The sequence below is a fragment of the Flavobacterium sp. PL12 genome, assembly GCF_039123485.1.
GTDB lineage: Bacteria > Bacteroidota > Bacteroidia > Flavobacteriales > Flavobacteriaceae > Flavobacterium > Flavobacterium weaverense.
Genome location: NZ_JBANDI010000048.1, coordinates 1 through 4,386, shown reverse-complemented (window position 1 = coordinate 4,386; position 4,386 = coordinate 1). Strand labels below are relative to the sequence as shown.

Below are 4,386 nucleotides of genomic sequence, written 5' to 3'. Positions count from 1 at the left end.
ACTCTGATAAACACTTAATAATGATGAAAAAATTAACAGCGTAATTAAAAATCGAAATTTAGAATAATACTCTTGTTTTATAGGGGTCAAAACAGGGTTTAGTTAAACAGTATCATTTTATAAAAGTGAAGATTTAAAAAATAGCCATTGCATTACTTTCTCAAGTTCTTGCAATGGCTTAATAATGTAGATTGTTTCTTTAACAAAAAGTTTTTACTCTTTTATAAATTTAAAGGCTTTACCGCTTTCTAATTTTAAAAAGTATAATCCGGTCGTAAAAACTTGAAAATAAATTTTGTAGCAGTTTCTACAATAGAAGTTATATTTAGGCAAATAATAAATATGTTAAGAAGAGTATTGATTAATTACATTAAAAAGCTTTCTAGAATCATTTTCCTCAAATTCTTCTAAGTCAAAATCATATCTAGTTCCATCATTTTTATAAATTTTTAGAACCTCATTCTCTAATTCTGTTCTCTCCACATTATCAAATGATATTGATTTTACAAAAAATATTTTAATGAGAATAAAAATTCCTTTTTTGTTATACTGTACATAATTCTTGAACCAAAACATTCTTGAGAAAAATACTGCTTGCGATAAGTACTCAATTGCACTAATTCCTTTATTTATTTTGGGGTTTTGAAATTTAATTATTTCAAAAAGACCAAAAATGATACAGAATAAAGATAGTAGTATTAATGATATAAAAAACCAATTGTATTATAAATTCTCAAATTTAATTCTTTTCATGGTTTAGTAATTTATAGTAAAAAAGTAATCCTCTTAAGTGCTTGTAGCTTCATATGTCGTTTACATTGACAATTATTTGCTTGCTTTTGATAATAGGCACGGAATGTAATTCCGCGCTATCTTGAAGGAGATATAGACGAGCGATCTGTTTTTTTTACTAGTTAATTTCGGCTCAATATCTTATCAACGAATATTTATTTATTCAAAAATTGACTGTGTAAGTATAAATCAATTTGGAAATACAATGAGGGTTTTCAAAAGAAGTCTAAATTAAAAATTATAGAAATTGTTTTGTAATCGCACATTATTGTTTCTTTAATTTCTCAATTAATCTATAGATGTGAGAGCCTAATTTCTTAGGATATGGTTCATTGGTATTATCTAATAATTTGGCTCTTTCTATCGCTACATTAGTCAAAGGTAAAAATCTTTCGCTATTTGGGTTTTTATTATAACCAATTCCTTGCAAATCGCCCAAAACTACATCAATATGGTTTTTCTTATTACTGACTTTAGCGTTTTTTAAAAGTTTATTTTGTTCTTCTTCTTTATATTCAATAACGTCTTTTAGATGCATGATTAGCCATATTTCAAAACAAGGATTACTCATTGCTAAGAAAAAATTATTTTCTTTATTACAGTCTATAACTAATTGATTAAAATCAATTTTGTGAATTGTTTCCCAATGGTCTCGATCGACAATAAGCCAAAATTCGTCTGTTTTTTTAAATGGATAATTTGCTTTCGCTTTTTTAAGTAATCTTTTAACACTAAGAGGATCTGTTCCAGTATTTACCTCTCTTTCTAAAGGAATAATTTCGATTATTCCTGAGTCATTAAAATAATCAGACTGTCTAAAATCATTGAAGTAGGTGACTTCAGTTTTCTGACCTTCGTACGACAAAATGTATAGTTTTTCGGCTTCTTTAAAACCGCCTTCTCTTATTAATGGTATTGGATCTCTTGGCATACTTAGCTCATTTGTGGAATAACAGTTAGCTTATCTCTATTTCCAAACTTAGGCACTCCTTTATATCTACCAAGTAGATAATCACGTCTAACTTCTTTGTCAAATCTAATACCATAGTCTTCTAATGAATGGAGCCTACTTGCGCCTAGCTTATCTTTAACAACAAACCATATTTCATCTTTTCGTAATAATTTTTGAGTTAAAAGTGTTGATTCGTGACTTGCAACTATAAACTGACTATTAACATTTTTACACTTCGATAGAAAAAAATCAAACAAATCATATATCAAATTAGGATGTAAACTTCTTTCCATTTCATCAATTACAAAAACGTTATCGCCTTTGAAAAAATCAATAATTAACGGAATTAAGTCCATTATTCTTCGTGTACCGTCTGATTCATCTCTTAAATCAAACAGTTCATAACCTCCTCCAGCAATTTTATGTTTTGTTTTCAAAAGCTGAGCTCTCATTGAGCGATCTTTATTTACAGAAATAACATAATATTTGTCATCTTGAACGTTTGAAATAAAAGCGTTTGTTTTTTCTGATTTATCTCCCAACAAATCATTCTCAATATCTTTTAATATTTCACTTGGAATGTCAATTTTTTCGATATCTACTTCTTTAAATTCTATTCCGTCAATACCTGTGTCAAAATACCCAAGCATTTCAGTAAAAACTTTATTTAGATCAGTATCTTCTAACAGTTCAAACTTTTTTCCAACATTTTTAGAATTAGGATATATAACAGTTAAAGCATTTTGAAACCAATCAATAACATTGATTAAGTCGTCAATGTTCGAAACATTTTCCTTTACTTTTCGTGTTCTGATTTCAGATAAAAATAATTGATTTTTCTGAGTTCCTTTTGCTGTGAATTCTAAAAATTGCTTTTCCTCAATTTTTTTATTCCTGCTCAGTATCGATTCAAGTTTAAATTCTTTAGTTCTATTTTTATCCCTAGTAAATATTTCTTTTTCTGATTTTTTTGAAATTTCGTAAAGCCATTCTTCTATTATTTCCTTAGAATTAAAAATAAAACCGTACGCATAATTTTTATCTTTATGTTGTATTTCGTATTCAATTCTTGAATTTTGGTTTAATTTTTTTTTATCTAATTTGAAATTACTATATTTTATTGGTTGTTCAGCCTTATTTCCCTTTAATATAAGTTCTTTTCCAAATTCAATAGCTTTAATCAAATTAGATTTACCAGATGCATTTGCACCATATACTACTGCTGTTTTAAGTGCAGAAGTTCCTTTTATTGATTTGGATTTGTGATGTGATTTTAGCGTTCCTTTTCCTGGAATAAGCGAAAACACTTCTCGGTCTTTAAATGACAAAAAATTCTCAACTGTAAACCTGATTAGCATAATACTGTTTATTTTATATGCAAATATAGTGAAAAAATCACATTTAAAGCGTTTTTAAAGGTAAAATTGACTTTAGGTTTAATTTACATTTCTGTTATGCAACTATGCAATAATTAGTGGATAACATCACTATATACATCTTTTTGCAGATCGTTCAATTGATAGCTAATCTTTTTCTTTATTTTTTCCTTATTGATCACATTAATAGCATTAAAAACAAAAAAACCATTGCAATACTTCTTCAAGCTTCGCAATGGTTTTTCATTTATAAAATAGAATAAAGTCCTATTTCATTTTTTGTCTTTTAACCGGTTTTTCGTTTGGTTCGTTTTTGTTTTGTAACAAATAATTAGCCAACAGTTTTTCGATCAGTTCATCTTTAGTTAAGTGATGGAAAACGGTTTTTATTTTTGTTTTCAATTCCGCGTCCACTTCATGGTTGGGTTTGGTTTTGAATATTTGTTTCGCCCATAAAAGGGTGTTGTTTTCTTCGATACTAAGTGAACTTGATTTTTTAATTGCTGTGAATTTAATTCTTAATTCTTTTTCGAATTCGGCAATTTCACCAACTCCTTCTGGTTTTAATAAAGTTAAAGAAAGACCCTTTACTTCGGCTCTAGCTTTTCTTCCGCTACGGTGAACATAAGCTTTGTAAGCATCTGGTCAATGATAATTAACTATTTACGAAATTTCCTTTATGTCAATTCCTCTTGCGGCAAGATCCGTAGCTTCTACTATATTGAAATGTCCTTCACGACACTGCTAAAAGTCGCTGCTAATCTTTCTATAGGCGGAGTGTACTTACCAAAAGTCGCAACTGTTGCCAATGGTCTTTTTGTCAATAATATCTAAATGAGTGCTAATGCTAAAACACCTTTGTTGATTAAGATCAAATGAGCGATAATTAATTGCAGTTATTTAAAAAAATAAGGCTACTCTAGAATTTATTAGCTGGTATCTATTTTGAAAGAAAAAAAATTTTTAGCGCAGGCCAGCGTTTGACAGCAATTATTTATAAGAGTTATTTCTAGCAAAGGCAGAATTTACTTGTTGCTACATCAATAAAAGAATAGCAGCGTGCTTATAAAGGGCATTTTAAAACAACTCAAATTACGCAAGCCCCATTTTAAAATGAGTGTACTGCGGTGGTCGCTATATGCCAAGAATTTTGATTGGTTAAATTTTATATATAATGTGAATCAAGGGTTGAAAAAATGACAAAAAAAGAAAGAAATAACTTTCAAATAATTAGTTTAATAGTCTGAAAATCAGTATATTTAAAGT

3 protein-coding genes and 1 pseudogene are annotated in these 4,386 nt (G+C 28.4%); all 4 read right to left on the bottom strand.

The features are described from left to right. Positions 1-345 precede the first annotated feature (345 nt). Positions 346-576 carry a hypothetical protein gene (locus RCH19_RS14555; protein ID WP_343023836.1) on the bottom strand — a complete coding sequence of 77 codons (231 nt, stop codon included), beginning with the start codon at positions 574-576 and terminating at the stop codon, positions 346-348. A gap of 481 nt (positions 577-1,057) precedes the next feature. Next, complete coding sequence (locus tag RCH19_RS14550) at positions 1,058-1,723, bottom strand: RloB family protein (RefSeq protein WP_343023835.1); 666 nt, start codon at positions 1,721-1,723, stop codon at positions 1,058-1,060. Positions 1,724-1,725: 2 nt separating this feature from the next. Beyond that, a complete protein-coding gene (locus tag RCH19_RS14545; protein WP_343023834.1) occupies positions 1,726-3,102 on the bottom strand; it encodes an AAA family ATPase in 1,377 nt (458 codons plus the stop codon). A 285-nt stretch (positions 3,103-3,387) separates the two neighbouring features. After that, positions 3,388-3,864: pseudogene (locus tag RCH19_RS14540) on the bottom strand (helicase-related protein); the annotation flags it as partial. Between the last annotated feature and the right edge of the window lie 522 nt (positions 3,865-4,386).

Coding starts and splice junctions, on each gene's coding strand:
- RCH19_RS14555 (WP_343023836.1), bottom strand. CDS start 576: ATGTTTTGGTTCAAGAATTATGTACAGTATAACAAAAAAGGAATTTTT.
- RCH19_RS14550 (WP_343023835.1), bottom strand. CDS start 1,723: ATGCCAAGAGATCCAATACCATTAATAAGAGAAGGCGGTTTTAAAGAA.
- RCH19_RS14545 (WP_343023834.1), bottom strand. CDS start 3,102: ATGCTAATCAGGTTTACAGTTGAGAATTTTTTGTCATTTAAAGACCGA.